This window comes from Spongiactinospora sp. TRM90649 (assembly GCF_029382225.1).
GTDB lineage: Bacteria > Actinomycetota > Actinomycetes > Streptosporangiales > Streptosporangiaceae > Spongiactinospora.
Genome location: NZ_JARLTC010000021.1, coordinates 90,701 through 106,204, shown reverse-complemented (window position 1 = coordinate 106,204; position 15,504 = coordinate 90,701). Strand labels below are relative to the sequence as shown.

General features: G+C 71.0%; 19 protein-coding genes and 1 riboswitch. Of the genes, 7 read left to right on the top strand and 12 right to left on the bottom strand.

Features of this window, described 5'->3' with window-relative positions:
• Positions 1 to 31: 31 nt before the first annotated feature.
• The 8 genes from P3X83_RS24290 to P3X83_RS24255 form a co-directional block, all read right to left on the bottom strand.
• Positions 32 to 196, bottom strand: a complete 165-nt coding sequence (locus P3X83_RS24290; RefSeq protein WP_277307495.1) for a hypothetical protein — start codon at positions 194 to 196, stop codon at positions 32 to 34.
• Entirely contained in the window at positions 193 to 768 is a 576-nt protein-coding gene (locus P3X83_RS24285) for a hypothetical protein (RefSeq protein ID WP_277307494.1), read from the bottom strand. The genes P3X83_RS24290 and P3X83_RS24285 overlap by 4 nt, the downstream gene beginning before the upstream one ends.
• Positions 758 to 1,282, bottom strand: coding sequence for a hypothetical protein (locus tag P3X83_RS24280; RefSeq protein ID WP_277307493.1), 525 nt, complete (start codon positions 1,280 to 1,282; stop codon positions 758 to 760). The genes P3X83_RS24285 and P3X83_RS24280 overlap by 11 nt, the downstream gene beginning before the upstream one ends.
• 22 nt (positions 1,283 to 1,304) lie before the next feature.
• Positions 1,305 to 2,051, bottom strand: a complete 747-nt coding sequence (locus P3X83_RS24275; protein ID WP_277307492.1) for a hypothetical protein — start codon at positions 2,049 to 2,051, stop codon at positions 1,305 to 1,307.
• Between the two features lie 225 nt (positions 2,052 to 2,276).
• Positions 2,277 to 2,597 carry a co-chaperone GroES gene (locus P3X83_RS24270; RefSeq protein ID WP_277307491.1) on the bottom strand — a complete coding sequence of 107 codons (321 nt, stop codon included), beginning with the start codon at positions 2,595 to 2,597 and terminating at the stop codon, positions 2,277 to 2,279.
• Between the two features lie 29 nt (positions 2,598 to 2,626).
• Entirely contained in the window at positions 2,627 to 3,622 is a 996-nt protein-coding gene (locus P3X83_RS24265; protein ID WP_277307490.1) for an endonuclease/exonuclease/phosphatase family protein, read from the bottom strand.
• A 101-nt stretch (positions 3,623 to 3,723) separates the two neighbouring features.
• Entirely contained in the window at positions 3,724 to 4,548 is an 825-nt protein-coding gene (locus P3X83_RS24260) for an ABC transporter ATP-binding protein (protein ID WP_277307489.1), read from the bottom strand.
• 90 nt (positions 4,549 to 4,638) lie between these two features.
• Positions 4,639 to 7,044, bottom strand: coding sequence for a helicase-associated domain-containing protein (locus P3X83_RS24255; RefSeq protein ID WP_277307488.1), 2,406 nt, complete (start codon positions 7,042 to 7,044; stop codon positions 4,639 to 4,641).
• 356 nt (positions 7,045 to 7,400) lie between these two features.
• Between P3X83_RS24255 and P3X83_RS24250 the strand changes: the two genes are divergently transcribed.
• Entirely contained in the window at positions 7,401 to 8,330 is a 930-nt protein-coding gene (locus P3X83_RS24250; RefSeq protein ID WP_277307487.1) for a cytochrome P450, read from the top strand.
• Here the strand turns inward: P3X83_RS24250 and P3X83_RS24245 are convergent.
• Positions 8,320 to 8,928, bottom strand: coding sequence for an ATP-binding protein (locus P3X83_RS24245; protein ID WP_277307486.1), 609 nt, complete (start codon positions 8,926 to 8,928; stop codon positions 8,320 to 8,322). The genes P3X83_RS24250 and P3X83_RS24245 overlap by 11 nt on opposite strands.
• Before the next feature lie 232 nt (positions 8,929 to 9,160).
• Between P3X83_RS24245 and P3X83_RS24240 the strand changes: the two genes are divergently transcribed.
• The 3 genes from P3X83_RS24240 (at position 9,161) to P3X83_RS24230 (ending at position 10,604) form a co-directional block, all read left to right on the top strand.
• The gene (locus tag P3X83_RS24240) at positions 9,161 to 9,982 is read left to right on the top strand and encodes a helix-turn-helix transcriptional regulator (protein WP_277307604.1); all 822 of its coding nucleotides are present in this window, start codon (positions 9,161 to 9,163) and stop codon (positions 9,980 to 9,982) included.
• Positions 9,983 to 10,219: a DUF397 domain-containing protein gene (locus P3X83_RS24235; RefSeq protein WP_277307485.1), complete on the top strand. Its 237-nt coding sequence runs from the start codon at positions 9,983 to 9,985 to the stop codon at positions 10,217 to 10,219.
• A gap of 127 nt (positions 10,220 to 10,346) precedes the next feature.
• Positions 10,347 to 10,604 carry a hypothetical protein gene (locus P3X83_RS24230; RefSeq protein ID WP_277307484.1) on the top strand — a complete coding sequence of 86 codons (258 nt, stop codon included), beginning with the start codon at positions 10,347 to 10,349 and terminating at the stop codon, positions 10,602 to 10,604.
• A 208-nt stretch (positions 10,605 to 10,812) separates the two neighbouring features.
• Here P3X83_RS24230 and P3X83_RS24225 read toward each other — a convergent pair whose 3' ends face one another.
• From P3X83_RS24225 to P3X83_RS24215, 3 genes are all read right to left on the bottom strand, one after another.
• Complete coding sequence (locus tag P3X83_RS24225) at positions 10,813 to 11,394, bottom strand: histidine phosphatase family protein (RefSeq protein ID WP_277307483.1); 582 nt, start codon at positions 11,392 to 11,394, stop codon at positions 10,813 to 10,815.
• Between the two features lie 275 nt (positions 11,395 to 11,669).
• Positions 11,670 to 12,221 (bottom strand): hypothetical protein, encoded by a 552-nt coding sequence (locus P3X83_RS24220; protein ID WP_277307482.1) that lies wholly within the window; start codon positions 12,219 to 12,221, stop codon positions 11,670 to 11,672.
• A 54-nt stretch (positions 12,222 to 12,275) separates the two neighbouring features.
• A complete protein-coding gene (locus tag P3X83_RS24215) occupies positions 12,276 to 12,701 on the bottom strand; it encodes a hypothetical protein (RefSeq protein ID WP_277307481.1) in 426 nt (141 codons plus the stop codon).
• 31 nt (positions 12,702 to 12,732) lie between these two features.
• On the opposite strand from P3X83_RS24215, the gene P3X83_RS24210 reads away from it, so the two are divergent.
• From P3X83_RS24210 to P3X83_RS24200, 3 genes are all read left to right on the top strand, one after another.
• Complete coding sequence (locus P3X83_RS24210; protein ID WP_277307480.1) at positions 12,733 to 13,596, top strand: Gfo/Idh/MocA family oxidoreductase; 864 nt, start codon at positions 12,733 to 12,735, stop codon at positions 13,594 to 13,596.
• Positions 13,597 to 13,703: 107 nt separating this feature from the next.
• Entirely contained in the window at positions 13,704 to 14,303 is a 600-nt protein-coding gene (locus P3X83_RS24205; protein ID WP_277307479.1) for a dihydrofolate reductase family protein, read from the top strand.
• A 75-nt stretch (positions 14,304 to 14,378) separates the two neighbouring features.
• A riboswitch (cobalamin riboswitch) is annotated at positions 14,379 to 14,436 on the top strand.
• Between the two features lie 98 nt (positions 14,437 to 14,534).
• Positions 14,535 to 15,503 carry an ABC transporter substrate-binding protein gene (locus P3X83_RS24200; protein ID WP_277307478.1) on the top strand — a complete coding sequence of 323 codons (969 nt, stop codon included), beginning with the start codon at positions 14,535 to 14,537 and terminating at the stop codon, positions 15,501 to 15,503.
• Position 15,504: the final 1 nt, after the last annotated feature.

Genomic DNA, 15,504 nt, shown 5'->3' with positions numbered 1-15,504 from the left:
GCGCGCTCAGCAGGAAGGCCGAGTTGTGCGTTCAGGTGCTGCCCGAGTTGGCGTATCCGGCGTTGAGCCCGGCCCACAGGAACAGCGCGGGCGCCGGAGCGCCCAGGGCGGCCAGCGCCCCCGCCCCGGCCACGATGGGCAGCGCGACGGCCCAGGGGGCCAGCACGGCACGCCGCAGGCGCGCGGGAGCCGTCATACCGCGCACATCGCGATGGTCAGGCCCCGGTAGCTGTCGCCGTCGTTCCAGGTGACCTCGGTGACCGCGTCGGAGCACCGGTAGACGCTCCCGGCGGCGGTCCACCGCCAGGCGTTCCTCGCGCCGGTCGTCCCGCAGAAGGAGTCCGTCCGCAGCGACATGTACTCCTCCCCGACGTCGGTGTTGCTCCGGTACCCCTCGAAGTGCCACTTCGAGTCGTTGCACGGGTAGGAGCCGATCCGCCAGCCGCCGTAACAGACGGCCGGGCCGGAGAACCAGTTGGCGGGGGCCTCCGTGTAGCCCTCGGGGTAGGCGTCGGAGCAGTTGGAGGAGGTCCACTCCGAGGCCGGGCCCCGCGCGGCGCGCGCCTCGCGCCGGGTCAGGTACCACTCGAACGGCGCGAGCGTGGCCGCCAGGGCGGCCACGAGCAGCCCCTTCAGCAGCGTCCTGCGCGGCGTGGCCGGGTCCGCGATCCGCGCGCGCACCCGGCTGGGCACGGGGGAGACGGACGCGTCCGCGGGGCCGCCGTCGGCGCCGATCTGCGGGATCACGTCAACGGGGTCAGCGCGCATGGCCGTCTGGTCCTCCTGGGATCGCGGGTACGGCGGGCTCGGGCAGGATGCGGGCGAGCAGCGCCGGGATGTCGGTGTCGCCGTAGACGAAGTGCCGGTGAGTGACGGCCCCGGCCGCGCCCACCAGGTAGACACACGGCGTGTAGCCCTCGTACAGCTCGGCCCACATCGCGGCGTCGGCGATCAGGGTCTCGCCGGACGGGTCGCGCAGCCGCTCGGCGGCCTCCTGCCCCGCGACCAGGCCGATCAGGCGGACCTCCGCCCGGTCGGCGGCGAACGCGCGGGCCGCCCGCCACAGACGCGGGCAGATCGGGCACCCGGCGTCCATGAGCAGCACCAGCGACACCACGTGGCCGGAGCCGGGCAGCAGCGGCGCGGGCGCGTGCCGGATGTCCTCGGCGCCCGCCCGTCCCCGTTCCAGGGCGCGCAGGCGCGCGTAGACCGCCCCGACGGCCAGCACCGTGAACCCGGACACGACCAGCGACAGCAGCGCCAGCGCCGTCGCGGCGTTCACCGGCCCCGCCCCGGTCCGCGCATCACGCCTCCCACCGGACCCGGATGCCGGCGAGCACGGCGTCCACCGCGTCGCCCGCCGACTGGGCGCGGATGTTGGGCGCCGCCGGATGCGCGGGGAAGATCACCGTGTAGGCGGCGGTGCAGGTCGCGTAGATGTAACGCCACTCGAACGGCGTGCCCCTGAGCGCGGCGTGGTGGGCGGGGTCGAGGTCGAGCCGCTCCTTCCACACCTCCGCCTCGCCCAGCGGGGCGCCCCGCCACTCGGGCAGGCCCGGCTTGGCCGAACCGGCGTCCCTGATCGTGACGATCAGGTGCTTGCTCATCCCGGCGACGATTGTGCCGTACTGGCGGATGCCCGCGCCCCTGCGAGGGCCAAGATTGGCCCCCTCGGGCGCGTCGCGGAACCGCACCGACCGGGTGATCCGCTCCAGCACGTCCTGGCGCGGGGCCGGGCCGCCGAACCACGTCGTCGCCTCGTGGTACGGACCCGCCCAGACCAGGCAACTGTTGGAGCGGTCGGCCGCCTCGTACACGATCAGGTCGTGGCCACGGCGGGTCACGACGCGCGGGCTCGCACCCGGGAGGATCTTCTTGGGGATCACCGCGTGCTGGCCGACCGGCGCCAGGTCGAAGGCGCGCAGCAGGCGCGGCCCCGCCATGCGGGTGTGGCCGAACCATCGCAGCGTGCCCGCCGCGGGCGGCAGGTCCACCGTGACCCGGGCGCCGTCCGCCGACCTGAGCACGGCTCGCGCCGTCGTCGCGACCATCCGGCCCCTCTCCGTCGAAGTCGTGAACTCCGGGTCAGGCTAGGGGGCCGCGGGGCGGGGACGACGGCGCAACACACCACATGGGCAACGCTTGAACCGAACGCGTGTCAGGCGATGGGACGGGCCGCGGGCCAGTTCGTCGTCGTGCTGAGGGCGCGGTCGACGAATGACTGCGTCCAGACGCGGTCGCCCGCCTGGTAGCGCATGCTGGAGGTCTCGTGAGGTCTACAGGTACAGCCCGGTGCCGTGGTCGGTCTGCGGGGTGGCCACGGCGTGCAGGTCGCGCTCGCGCATCACCAGGTAGAGCTGCCCGTGCACCTCGACCTCGTACTGTTCTTCCGGGTTGAACAGCACCTTGTCGCCGACCTTGACCGAGCGGGCGTTGACGCCGACCCCGCAGACCTCGCCCCAGGCAAGCCTGTTGGCCATCTTGACGGTGGCGGGGATGACGATCCCGGCGGTGCTGCGCCGCTCCTCGGTGTCTCGTTCCACCTTGATCATCACGCGGTCGTGCAGCATCTGGATCTCGAATTTCGGCTCAGCCACAGACGAAGTCTATGCACCCCGGCGGATCGTCATGGCAGCCGCAGCTCGGCGACCACCGTCTTGTGGTCGGTGCCCGCCAGCGGATGGGCGCGGAAGGCGAGCGTCGCGATCCGCTGGTCGGCCAGGACGTGGTCCAGCGTGACCCCTGGCAGAGTGGACCAGCCCTGCATCGGCCACGTCGGCGTGAGCCCGTGGCCGGTGACGTCGGCGGCGTCGCGGTAGCCGCTCGCCACCAGGTCGCGCATCGGGGCGTGGTCCAGCGTCGCGTTGAAGTCGCCCGCGAGGACCGTGAGGGTGGCGCCGGGCCGGGGCAGGGCGCGCAGGCCGTCCGCCCAGCAGGCGTACTTGTAGTCGTAGGCGGGGGCGCATGGATGAACGGAGACGATCTCCACCGGCGGCCCCGAGGGCAGGGACAGCAGCGCGCGGGACTGGCCGAAGTTCCCCAGGTCGATCGGGGTCAGCTCGCGGACCGGGAACCTGGCGTAGACCGCCGAACCGCCCACGCCGGGACGGATCAGTGACTCGGTCCGGTAAGGCAGCAGGGCGCGCAGGCCGTGCTCGTCGAGTGCCAGCGCGGCGGCCGGGGTGATCTCCTGGAGGGCCATGACGTCGGGGCGCTCGCGGCGGATGAGCTTGGCCAGGGCGTTGGCGTCGGCGCCGCCCTTGGCCAGGTTGGCGGCCATGACCCGCAGGTTCGGGCCGCCCGCCGGGGGATTGCCTTCGGCGAACGCCCTGGGCAGGACGGCCAGCGCCAGGCAGATCGCGGCGGCGGCGCACGCCGTACCGGCCAGGCGGCGGCCCAGCAGGAACACCACGGCGCAGACGGCCACCGAGGCCAGGGCGACATAGGGAGTGAAGGCGACGAGCTGCACCCACCGGAACCCGGCGTCCCACCCGGTCAGCCGCAGCACCGTCCAGGCGAGCACCGGCGCGGCCGGCAGCCAGGCCAGGGCGCTCACCCATCGGCCGCGCCGCCGTCGCCCGCGCGTCGTCTCCGGCGGTACGTCCGTCACGTCCAGACCCATGGGCGGAGCGTAAACGATCACATCCGCGGAACGCCGGGCCCGCACGGGATCTGCACGAGTCCTGCGCGGAATCCCGTCGTGAGCGGGTTTTCGTGAGGAGCCTAGGATGCGGCGGCCGCGCTCGGCACGCGGCGGCGGGCCTCGGGGACGATCAGCGGGGTGCCGGTCTGCGGATCCTCGATGATCTCGCAGCGCAGTTCGAACACCTCGGCCACCAGTTCGGCGGTCACGATCTCACGCGGATCGCCCTCGGCGACGATGCGCCCGTCGCGCATCACGAGCAGGTGCGTGGCGTAACGGCACGCCTGGTTCAGGTCGTGCAGCACGGCGACCAGCGTGCGTCCCTGCTCGTGCAGCTCGGCGCACAGGTCGAGCACCTCGATCTGGTGGGCGATGTCCAGGAACGTGGTCGGCTCGTCGAGCAGCAGGATCGAGGTCTGCTGGGCCAGCACCATGGCCAGCCAGACGCGTTGCCGCTGCCCGCCGGACAGCTCGTCCACCGGCCGGTCGGCGAGGTCGCGGACGTCGGTCGCGGCCATCGCCGCCCCCACCGCCGCCTCGTCGTCGCGCGACCACTGGCGCATCAGCCGCTGGTGCGGGTAGCGCCCGCGCGAGACCAGGTCGGCGACGGTGATGCCGTCGGGCACGATCGAACTCTGCGGCAGCAGCCCGAGACGCCTGGCCACCTCCTTCGACGGCAGTGAGGTGATCACGCTTCCGTCCAGGTAGACGGACCCGGCGCTCGGCTTGAGCATCCGGGCCAGCGCGCGCAGCGTGGTCGACTTGCCGCAGGCGTTGGGGCCGATGATCACGGTGAACGACCGGTCGGGGATGGTGATCGAGAGGTCGGCGGCGATCTCGCGTTCGCCGTAGCCGAGGGTGAGGCCGCTGCCGTGCAGTCGCGCGTCCGTGCCGTTGAAGCCCAACGTCGCTCCTTCCGCCTTCGATGAAGGTTAGCCTAACCTCATCGAAACGCATGGAACGGGTCGGGATCAATCCCCGCCGGCACTCGATCGCTACACGTGCGAGCCCCGCACCTCGACGATCTCCGCCAGTGGGAACTCCAGGTAGTCGCCGGCCTCCTCACACCAGGCGTCGAGCACCCCCGGCCGCAGCTCGCCGTGGCTGATCGTCGCCGTCAGGCCGTCGGTGAGGGTGATCGCCGCCCGCACCCCGCGATCGACGACGAACCCGAGCAGCGACTGCTGCGCCGTGGGCAGCCGCGTGGCGTTCCGGCCGATCACGGCCCAGGTGCGGCCGCCCTGCTGGCGCTCGGGGTCGCCCATGGTGAGCAGCCGCCTGGCGTGCTCGCGCGGATCGGGCACCGGCTCCATCAGCGCGCCCGGCGGGGCCTCCAGCTCGGCCACCTGGCCGCCGGGCAGCAGGATGAGCCGGCCGCCCTGCGGTTCCTCGATCTTGGCGCGGCGGATCGTGATCTCGCCGGTGTCGTCGACGGGCACCGGCGCGTAACCGGCCTCGCGCAGCGCCGCGAGCGTGCGGTCGGCGGGGGCCGACCCCGCCAGGACCGTCGGCGCGAGCACCCGCAACCCCAGCCGGGACAGCCGCCGGTTGGCCGCGATCTCGGCCAGCAGGACCGGGTCGGACGCCTGCACGATGCACGACACGGTGGTCACGGTCACCTCGCCGTGCCGCCGCGCCACGTCGTGGATCAGGTAGTTCAGCGGCTGGGGGACCGTGCCCACCGTGGCCAGGTCGTCCAGCAGGCCCTCGGGGGTGTCGCCCGCGTCGAGCGCCCTGCGCACGCTCTGCCGGGAGAACCGCCAGACCGACGCGGAGGCCGCCCCTCGCGACTCGCGGTCGGCGGCGCGGTCGAGCAGCGCGGCCAGCTCCGCCGACGGCGGGCCGGTGACGACGGCCGTCAGGTCGGCCCCGAACAGCGCGCTGCGCCGGACGCTGGCCAGCGCCCTGGCCGAGCACTCCACCAGCGCGGGGTCGTGCTCCACGGCGGGCGAGCAGTCGTCGTTCTCACTGCCCGCCAGGCGATCCAGGACGGCCAGCGCCCGCCCGAGGTCGGTGATCGCGTCATGCGCGATCAGGCCGAGCAGCCGGGCCTCGTCCAGCACGGCCGGGGTGATCTCGGCCAGCAGCGCGATGTCCAGCGTGGGCGCGTACCAGTGCACGTGACGCACCAGCTCGGCGCGGCTCGTATGCGCGGTGGCGGCGGGCAGCCCGGCGAGCACGCCGAGCACCGAGCGGCGAATCCGGGCGATCATCGGGCCCGCCGAGTCGTCGCCGAGCACCGTCGTGTACTTGCCGTCCACCCTGCGCAGCGAGGAGCGCTCCATTCGCCACCACGCCGAGAGCAACGTGCGCAGCCGGGCCGCGCCGTCGTCGAGCCGCCAGTGGTCGAAACGGTCGGTCGGCACCAGGCCCCCGGCCCCTTCGTCCCACGCCAGCAGCCTGGCCACCGCGCAGATCTCCAGCAGCAGCCGGGTCTCGTCCTCGTCGCAGGCGGTCTCCTTGGCGACCCTGCGCACCTCGCGCACGCCCACGCCGCCGCTCTTGAGCAGCGGCAGCGGGGTCTTCGCGGTGTTGTCCAGCAGCGCCGCGCAACGTTCCACCACATGCGGCGCGGCCAGCGCCATCAGATGGTCGACCTCCTCGGGATCGACCGGGAGGGTGGCCAGCTCGGGCGGGGCCTGCGTCAGCGGCGGGTGGTAGCCGGGGCCGCGCACGGCGAGCGCCACCTCGCGCGGCATCTCCGCGACGTTCCAGCTCGGGCGGTACAGCAACCCGTGGTCGGCGGCCCACTTCTCGGGGGTGCCGGGGGTGACGAACCGCCCGCCGTCCACGTCGCGCACCGGGCCGTCCCAGGCGAACTCCTCGGCCAGCTTCCTGCCGCCCGCCGGGGCCGTCTCCAGCAGGGCCTCGACCTGGGCCGGGTCGGTCAGGATCTCGGTCACCTTGGCCGCGACGCGGCGTTTGGGCCCGTGCGAGGCGACGCCGAGGCCGCGCGCCAGCGAGCGCAGCGCGTCGGTGCTGATCGTCCAGGAGTTGAGGTAGCTCGACAGCGGCTCACCGAGCCCGCACGGGGCGGCCCACCAGCGCGACACCGCCTGCGCGAGGTGCACCCTGCCGTCGTCGTCAGGCCAGCCGAGCGCGTGGTCGAAGAGCCGGTCGAGCCAGGGCCGGACGTCCTCCTCGCGCACGTCGAGCAGCCGGGCCAGCTCGGCCGGGGTGGGCGAGCCGCCGAGCACCGCGCACGCCTGCGCGGTCTCCAGGCACGGCAAGGGCAGCCCGCGCAGCGCCTCCATCACCGCGAAGCCGTTGCCGAGGCGCTGCGCCAGCGTGTCGAGGCGGCGCGGCCACGGGGCCGCGATGGCGTCGGGCCGGTTGGCGAGGAGGCGGGCGAGCCGGTCTTCATCGAGGGTTCTGAGCCAGCCGAGCAGGTGATCTTCCATCTCTCAGCTCTCTTCGGGGGTCGCGCGGGACTAACCGAGTGCCATAGGCAACCACGGTAATGCAGATCACATCCTTGACGGGATGAGCCGGCCACAATAGAACGCGTTGCATGACCCCCGACATCGATATCTTCTCCGCGGAGCCATACGGGCTGGGCGTTCCCCACGACCAGTTCGCCTGGTTACGGGCGAACGCCCCGGTCTTCTGGCACCCGGATCCCGACTGGCCGGGGTTCTGGGCGCTCACTCGCCATGAAGACGTAACTTATGTTTCTCGTCATCCGGCACTGTTCTCCTCATATCGCCGCTCGTCAATGCTCTACGACGCGGATGAGGAGCGTCTGCGACGAGATCGCATGATCCTTCTGAATCAGGACCCACCCCGGCACACCGCATTGCGCGCGGTGGTCAACCGTGGATTCACCCCACGCGTGATCGCGCGCCTCGAAGACCACATCCGTGCCGTGTGCCATCGGCTGATCGACGGAGTCGGCACCGGGAATGTGGACTTCGTCACCGAGATCGCCGCGCCGCTGCCGCTGCACGTGATCTGCGAGCTGCTGGGAGCGCCCCCCGAGGACCACGAACGGATCTTCCGCTGGTCCAACCGGCTGATCGGCTTCGACGACCCCGAGGTGCGGGCCGCGCACACCGATCCGATCAACAGCCTGTTCCACTACGGCGTCACCCAGGCCGACGCCCGCCGCGAACGCCCGGCGGACGACCTGATCAGCCGGCTGGTCAGCGGGGAGGACACGCTGAGCGAGGTGGAGGTCGGGATGTTCGTGACCCTGCTGGCGGTGGCGGGCAACGAGACCACCCGGCACGCCGTCAGCGGCGGGATGCTGGCCTTCTTCGAGCACCCGGGGGAGTGGGAGCGCCTGCTCGCCGACCGGTCGCTGCTGCGGACCCTGCCCGACGAGGTGCTGCGGTGGGTCTCGCCGCTGATGGCCTTCCGCCGTACGGCGACGCGGGACACCGAGATCCGCGGGCAGCGGATCCGCGAGGGCGACAAGGTCGTCCTGTACTACGCCGCCGCCAACCGCGACGAGGACGTGTTCCCCGACGCCGGGCGCTTCGACATCGGCCGGGACCCCAACCCGCACGTCGCCTTCGGCGGCGGGGGACCGCACTTCTGCCTGGGGGCGCACCTGGCCCGGCTGGAGCTGCGCGTGCTGTTCGAGGTGCTGGCCGAGCGCATGCCGGGCATCCGTCCCGCCGGACCGGCCAGACGGCTGGTCTCCAACTTCATCAACGGGATCAAGGAGCTGCCGGTCACCGTGTGAGCTCGGGCGTCCCAGGTGGATCGCTCGGCCGGCATTGCGCCGTCTGAGCGGCGAGGACCGCCCAGACGATCTTGCCGTACGGCGGGAGCGGTGACCAGCCCCATCGGGCGCTGAGCGACTCGACGATGTGCAGCCCGAGCCCGCCGGGCTCCAGCGGCCCCGGGTAGCGCAGCACCGGCCCGGTGGCGCCCGGGTCCGCGATCGCGCAGGTCACCAGGTTGCCCCGGCGTACCAGCGAGAGGCGGATCTCCTCGATCCTGGAGTCGCGTTCCGGCCGCCGTTCGGCGGCGCGCGCCGGGTCTCCCAGGGAAAGGCCGTGCCGAAGCGCGTTGGTGGCCAGCTCCGAAACGATCAGCTCCATGTTCTCGTTGAGCTCGGGAAGCCCCCATCCGGTGAGGGTCCCCATGGCGAAGCTGCGGGAGGAGTGTACGGACTCGGCGCTTGGCGGCAACACGAACGTGGCGCTGGCCGGCGTGGCGTCGGGGGTGATGGTCAGCAGATCGCGCGCGGCGTCGGGCCACCATCCCACCGGAGGCCACCAGCCCAGCGTGGTCCATTGACCGAAGGCCCGTAGTACTCCGTTGTGAGCGGACTGCACAGGATCATGATGGTGCAAACTAGCGTGCAGGTGCAAGAGCGGATGCACGTGCATCGGGGTCGTGCAGGCGCTACCGTTACCCCTTGAACCGGTAAATCGGCAGCAAAGGGGAAGTCGGCCGCGGGTCCTGATCTTCGGCCCGCAAAGTGACAGACTGTAAATAACGGAAACGACCAAGGAGCAGCACGTGTCGATGGATCCGCCGGGAACCGGCTCGACTGTCCGGCGCATCATGCTGGGCGCGAGCCTGCGCCGGTTGCGTGAGAGCAGAGGACTCACCCGTGAGGCGGCGGGATTTCACATCCGCGCCTCCGAGTCCAAGATCAGCCGGATGGAGCTCGGACGCGTCGGATTCAAGACCCGTGACGTAGAAGACCTGCTCACGCTGTACGGTGTGCTCGACGACGCCGAGCGGCGGAGCCTGCTGGAGATGGTCCGCGAGGCGAACACCCCTGGGTGGTGGCACAAGTACGGCGACGTCCTGCCGGGCTGGTTCAACACCTATGTCGGACTGGAAGAGGCGGCGAGCGTCATCCGCACTTACGAGGTGCAGTTCGTTCCCGGCCTGCTTCAGACGACGGCGTACGCGCGGACCGTGGTCCAGTTGGGTTACCCCGACGACTCTGCGGATGACATCGAGCGACGCGTGCATCTGCGCATGCAACGGCAAGAGCGCCTGACCAAGAAGGACGGCCTGCGGTTGTGGGCCGTCATCGACGAGGCGGCGCTGAAACGGCCCATCGGCGGGCCGGCCATCATGCGCGAGCAGCTTCACCATTTGCAGGAGGTCGCCACCCTGCCCAACATCACCATCCAGGTGATGCCTTTTCGGTTCGGCATGCACGCCGCCGAGGGAGGCGCCTTCAGCATTCTGCGGTTTCCCGAGTCCGACCTGTCGGACGTCGTATACGTCGAGCAGCTCTGGGGTGCCCTCTACCTGGACAAACGTGAGGACGTTGACCCGTACCTGACGGCCATGGAGCAGTTGTGCGTGGAAAGCACCACTCCTGGGGGCACTGCCGAGATCCTCGGCGAACTTCTCAGAGAGATCTAAATGAACCTCACCTACAACGGCATGCCCGCACATGACCTGATCGACGTGAGCTGGCGCAAGTCCCGGCGGAGCAATTCGACGGGGAACTGCGTTGAGCTGGCGAAGCTTCCGGACGGAAGTGTCGCGGTCCGAAACTCCCGGTTCCCGCAGGGGCCCGCGCTCATCTACACGCGCGAGGAGATGCGGGCGCTCGTCATGGGGGTCAAGGACGGCGAGTTCGACAGCCTGCTCGTGTAACGCCGTTTTCACATCCGGCGCACCGGCTTAACAGGGCGCGCGGGATGATTTAACGGGGTGGTCTCGTCCGTCCGGCAGATTCGGGCCCACGATCGGTTCGTTGGGGGCCTGAAGCATGCTCGATCAGATGACCTTGTATCCGGTGGCGGACGACGTGCTGTTCGCGCCAGGCGGGCGCGTCGTGATCCGGACCTACGGCGTCGCGGCCGCGGCGTCGGCGGACGGTATGCCACGCGACGTGTCCTATCGGACCTGGGTCGTCGGGGTGCGCGACCATCCGCGCTACTGGAGGTGGACCCACTACGAGGACGCCTGCCACGGCCACCGCAAGGTGCTCGAATGGCTGACCGGGCGTGGTCCCGCGCCACACGCGGAGGCCGCCTGAGCCCGGCCCGGCGGTTCGCGAGCGCCGGCGACGGCGGTCGATCCGGCATGCGCTCGTGGGGGCGGTCGTTCTCATCGCGTGGTCAAGGGGTGCCGTAGCCCACACGGCGCCCTCCAGATATTCGGGTGCCGTAGCCCACACGGCGCCCACCCGCCGCCACGCGGTGCGCACCCGACTCATCCGACCCCTCCGTCGTGCTCCAAAACCGTTAGACGCGCGAGTTCCAGTGGAGGATTACCGGAATGTCGTGTTCGTAGCCGAGTTCGCTGAAGGTGCCGGTATCGAGCCGGAACAGTCGGCCGTCCTTCGGTGGCAGTCCCAGCCACCGCGCCGCCAGCACCCTCAGCATGTGCCCGTGGGCGACGACGGCAACGGCGCCGTCCGTCGCGCGGGCACGCGCGATCACCTTGTCCGCGCGCTCGCCCACCTGCGCGATCGATTCGCCGGGATGGTCCGCGTCACCGGGCACCACGCCATCACGCCATAGGTACCACCCCGGACGGGTCTCCCTGATCCGCCTGGTCGTGATGCCCTCATAACCGCCGTAGTCCCACTCCCACAGATCGGGCTCGACCTCGTAGCGGGCGAGCCCGGCAAGCTCAGCCGTCTCCCGCGCCCGCCGCGCCGGACTGACCAGCGCGAGCTCGAACTCGCGCCCCTCCACCAGCGGCGCGAGCGCCCGAGCCTGCCCCTGCCCCCTCGCCGTCAACGGCACATCCGTCCGCCCGGTATGCCGCCCGTCCCGGCTCCACTCCGTCTCCCCATGCCGCAACAACGTCATCGTCTCCATAACCCCTCCATCCTCCCCACCCCTACCCGATCTCTCCCTCCCAGCCGAGTCCCGGGACGGATACGGCCAGGCAGAGCCACCGCTGCCCCGACAGCGCACGCTATCCACCGGACGGCATGGCATTCGCTATGCCGTAGGCGCGCAGGCCGAACCTGTCCTGCGAGGGGCGCTCGGCGGGTAGCCGACCCCTGTGTCCCGGTTATGACCTGGGTATGCCGAGTGTCTGTTGGCGCGTTCGTCGCCTTGGGTCCGGGTGACGGGCGATCCTTAGCGCGTCAGGCAGCGGCGTCGGCGCTGCTTCGCGTCTCAGGACCCTGAGAAAGGTCGGCGAGGTTGCGACGGTGGATCTTGAGCAGGATGTGGGCGGCAAGGGCGTAAGGCGGACCGTAGAAGAAGGGTGGAACGCCCACGCCTGTGCCGTTCCTGTAGCAGTTGTAGCCGTCGGGGAGAAGTAGATCCTCGGGGGGCGGGCAGTGGGTCAGGTCCGACCAGGGGCCGACGATGTTGGCGGCGAAATTGATCACTGCGAGAACTCCAAGGAAGACCGCCAGGAGCAGGGTGGTCCGATCTCGCCACTTTCGCCGGAGCAAGGCCGCCGCGGCCACCATGGGTACGGGGAGGGCGAAGGCCAGCACGGCGATTTCGGCATTCCACAGCGGCCGAATGATGTCCATGCCGACGTCGCCCAGATAGCCGATCCCGAGTCCCTGAGACAGAGGGAGGATTCCGATTCCGTCGATGACGTCGAAGTCGTAGTAGAACAGGCCGGTGCTCGCGATGATCTCGCTGCCGAACCAGGCGATGGCCGTGGGGAGCAGCGCGAGCAAGGCGGCGGCCGACCACCTCTGTATCCGCATAAGTCCTGCTTTCCACTTCAATATTCAGTGAATCCGCCGTCTCGTGCAACGCACGCCACTCGTGGAGTCGGCGTCCCGCCAGTCCCTGATGAAGTCGTCGCCGTCGCGGACGTCCCACATCACGTCGTGCTCGGTGAGGGCGAAGAAGTCGGCGTCGGTCTTGTCGCGTACGTGGTCGAACGCCGCGTCCGGAGTCTCGGCTCCGTCGCTCATTCCGGTGTGCGAGTGGAACTCATCAGTGTAGAGGGATTTGCCGAGGTAGGTCGGCCGATCCGCGGGGGCCGCCGAGGCGGGGGAGGCCGGTACGACGACGAGGGTGCCGGCCGCTAGGGCGATCGCGGTGATCGCACCGGGCCAGGCAGGTGATTCGTGGGTGTCAGGGTGGGTGGGAGGGGCATGTGTACGCCCCGGCTCGGTCCCGTCGGCCGGGGTGCGGGAGCGTAAGGTCATCGGGAAGTGCTCATGGAAGGGCGGGCCGGGCATGGAACCCGTAGCGGTCGGACTGGTGGGAGCGGGGCCGTGGGCGGTGCGGACGCACGCTCCGGTGCTCGCGGCAGGGCCGCACACCAGGCTGGCGGGGGTGTGGGCGCGGCGGCCGGAGGCGGCGGCGGGGCTCGGGGCGCCGGTCTATGAGCGGCTTGAGGAGCTGTTCGACGTGTGCGAGGCGGTGGCGTTCGCGGTGCCGCCCGCCGTCCAGGCCGAGCTGGCGGTGCGGGCGGCGCGCGCCGGGAAGGCGCTGCTGCTGGAGAAGCCGCTCGCCGCCGATCTCGACGGGGCCGAGCGGGTCGCGGAGGCCGTGGCGGAGACGGGCGTGCCGTCCCAGATGGTCTTCTCCTGGCGGTACGCCGAGGGGGTGCGCGCGTTCCTGACGGCGGCGCGGGACCTCGCCCCCTTCGGGGCGCACGCCGCGTACGTCTCGGGTTCGCTGCGGCCCGAGTCGCCGTTCGCCACGCCGTGGCGGCTGGCCAGGGGCGCGATCCTGGACATCGGCCCGCACATGATCGACCTGGTGGACGCCGCACTCGGCCGGGTGGTCGGCGTGCGGGCGCGCGGCAACGTGCTCGGGTGGGCCGGGCTGATGCTCGAACACGAGGGCGGCGCGCTCAGCGAGATCTCCCTGTGCATGAGCGCGCCGGGCGAACGTCACGCCGCCGTCACCGTGTACGGCGAGAACGGCCGCGCCACCGTCGATCACACGGCGCTCAGCGGCGACGCCGTCTTCCCGGCCATGGCCGCCGAGTTCGCCGGGACCGTCCGCGAGCGGTCGCCGCATCCCCTCGACGCCGCGCACGGCCTGCGCGTCCAGCGGCTCATCGCCGCCGCGGAGGCCCAGCTCACCTCGTGAGAAGAAAATCGGGGCGCCATGCAAAGACATGTAGAGAACGGTTTCCCGGCTCCGACCCCCTCATGACACGGCGCCGAAGGGGCGCCCCACGAGAGGACGGCAGTCAGATGAGCAGGGTCGTTTGCGACATGGCGATGTCGGTGGACGGTTTCGTGGCGGGCCCGAACCAGAGCCTGCGGAACCCGATCGGGGAGAACGCCGAGAACCGCCTCCACGGGTGGATGTTCGAGGACTCGGAGGCGCACGCGGAGGCGATCGCGGCCATCGTCGACGCGGGGGCCTTCATCATGGGCCGCAACATGTTCTCCCCGGGGCGCGGCGAGTGGGACCTGGACTGGAAGGGGTGGTGGGGCGACGAGCCGCCGTACCACGGGCCGGTCTTCGTCCTCACCCACCACGCGCGTGAGCCGATCCCGATGGAGGGCGGCACGACGTTCCACTTCGTCACCGACGGGATCGACGCGGCCCTCGCCCTGGCGCGTGAGGCCGCCGGGGAGCGCGACGTGTCGATCGCGGGCGGCGCCTCGACGGTGAACCAGTACCTGGCCGCGGGGCACATCGACGAGCTGCGCCTGCACGTGACCCCGGTGATCCTGGGCAGGGGAGAGCGGCTGTTCGACGGCGTCGGCGACATCGACCTCGAACCGGCAGGCCCGGTGACCGGCGACTCCCGGGTCACCCACACGAGGTACCGCGTCGTCCGCTAGCGGTGGTTCGGCACCTTGACGGAAGCGTCGGCAGCGGGATTGATAGCGTTTGTCCGACGCGCTGCGCGCAGCGAAGTCCGGTGTGAAACCGGCGCTGTCCCGCAACTGTGATGGCCCCCCAGCCAGAGCCAGGTCGCCTGCTCGCCGCGCCGACGTCACAGCCCTCGTGGAAAAGGGTGATCCGTCGTTTCACGGGTCTCTCGGTTCCCGGCGACTTCGGAAGGAATCCTCGTGAGGCCCTTGAGAACGGCCTACGCGGGTGCCCTGCTGGGGGTGCTGGTGCTGGCCGGATGCGGTCAGACAGGCACTTCGGGCGAAGGCACGGCCGCGTCGGTGTCCCCCTCCCCCTCCACCTCCGGCGCCTCGGCGGGAACGGGCTTCCCCGTCACCGTCGAGGCGGGCAACGGGTCCGTGACCATCGCGGTCCGGCCCCAGCGCATCGTCTCGCTCGCCCCCACCGCGACCGAGAGCCTGTTCGCCATCGGCGCGGGGGCGCAGGTCATCGCGGTGGACGACCAGTCGAACCATCCGGCGGACGCGCCCAAGTCGGCGCTGTCGGGCTTCAAGCCCAACGCCGAGGCGATCATCGCGCAGAAGCCCGACCTGGTCGTGCTGGCCAACGACATCGGCGGGATCGTGGGCACTCTGCAGAAGGTGAAGATCCCGGTGCTGCTCGAACCGGCCGCCACCAAGCTGGAGGAGAGCTACGACCAGATCACCGACCTCGGGGCGGCGACCGGGAACGCGCCGGAGGCGGAGAAGGTCGTCGGCGAGATGAAGGAGAAGATCGACAAGCTGGTCGCCGACGCGCCCAAGGACCACAAGCTGACGTACTACCACGAGCTGGACGTCACGCCGTACTCGGCGACCTCGGACACCTTCATCGGCCAGATCTACGGCCTGTTCGGGCTGACCAACGTGGCCGACGAGGCCCCGGACCCGGCCGGGGGCTACCCGAAGCTGTCGGCGGAGTTCGTGGCCAAGGCCGACCCGGACCTGATCTTCCTCGGCGATACCAAGTGCTGCGGGCAGTCCAAGGACACACTGGCCAAGCGCCCCGGCTGGTCGGGCCTGTCGGCGATCAAGAACGACCGGGTGGTCCAGCTCGACGACGACATCGTCTCCCGGTGGGGTCCCCGGGTCGCCGACTTCGCCGAAGTGGTCGCCACGACCGTGAAGAAGGCCGCGGCGGAACAGTGAG